The 1021-nt window shown below is 66.6% G+C and carries 1 protein-coding gene and 1 pseudogene; both read right to left on the bottom strand.

Translation table 11 applies throughout. The annotated features are described in order from the left end of the window. Positions 1–351, bottom strand: a pseudogene (locus L995_RS20760) (hypothetical protein); the annotation flags it as partial. Between the two features lie 12 nt (positions 352–363). Then, positions 364–1021 (bottom strand): hypothetical protein (locus tag L995_RS33940; RefSeq protein WP_052195842.1); only part of this gene is annotated, 658 nt, incomplete at its 5' end.

Here is a 1021-nt window from a genome sequence, read left to right as displayed (position 1 = left end):
GAAGCCCGACTCTTGCATCTGCATGAAGGACTCCAGCATGCCCGCCGTGAGCCGCACGCTGACCTTGGCACCAGCAGGCCAAGCCATGGGGCCGCCGGCATCCCATGGCAACTCGATCCCGCGATCTACCACAAGATTCACGCCGTCGATCTGGCGGATCCGCACCACCTCCCACTGTCCGGGCATGGTGGCGTCCGTGATGGTCGCGCGCAGGGAGCGCGTCCCGCTGGGGTTGGCAAAGCCGTCCAGGCCCGCGCCCGTGGTCACGATCGTGCCGTACCCCGGATCACCGCTGTCGTTGGTCAGGGCCGAAGCCAGCACGGTCTCGGCGTTGTTGGAGAACAGGTCCATGGCCCTGCCTCCTTACGCCGGCACCAGCGAGAAGATGCGCGCGGTTCCACCAGACCACCCCAGCACCAGGCCGCCACCATTGGTTGCAAGCGGCAGGCCCAGCACATCCGTCACGCGCGCGATCAGCGGCGACGTGGCCGGCGTGCCCGTGTCCTTGTAGAGCACCACGCTGCCGATGGTGGAGCCGGTGGGTAGCGCGCCGAAGTTGACGGAGAAAGCGTCGAACACACCGCCCGCGACGGACTTGCCGGCAAGCGCCTGGGCCGCGCCGATCACGGCACCCACGTCCGGCAGGAACTCGTGGGCAGCGTCGTAGACGTAGGAGCTGGGCAACAGCGCCACCTTGATGTCGTCTGCAGAGAAGTTGATGGAGCCCGCCCACATCTTCTCCGCGCCCTTCGGGTAGATCGGCAGGTTGATGCGCGCGATCTTTTTGACGCCGTTGTCCCAGGGAATGGTCACGGCGCCGCCGTTGGTGGACATGGGCAGCCCGGTCACGGTGTCGAAGAAGAACAGCACGGGAGACGTGGAAGTGTTGCCCGTGTCCTTGAAGATCACGACCGAACCGATGGTCGAGCCCGGTGCCAGGGCGCCGAAGTCCAGGTCGTCCGCGTCCAGCACGCCGCCGGTGATCGTCTTGTTGAGCAGGGGCTGGGCCGTGCCGATGATC

Origin of the sequence: Delftia sp. ZNC0008, from assembly GCF_000799035.1 — a bacterium.
In the GTDB taxonomy this organism is placed as follows: Bacteria; Pseudomonadota; Gammaproteobacteria; order Burkholderiales; family Burkholderiaceae_C; genus Comamonas; species Comamonas tsuruhatensis.
Note: the sequence above shows the minus strand (reverse complement) of the source record. Positions and strands in the feature narration are given on the sequence as shown.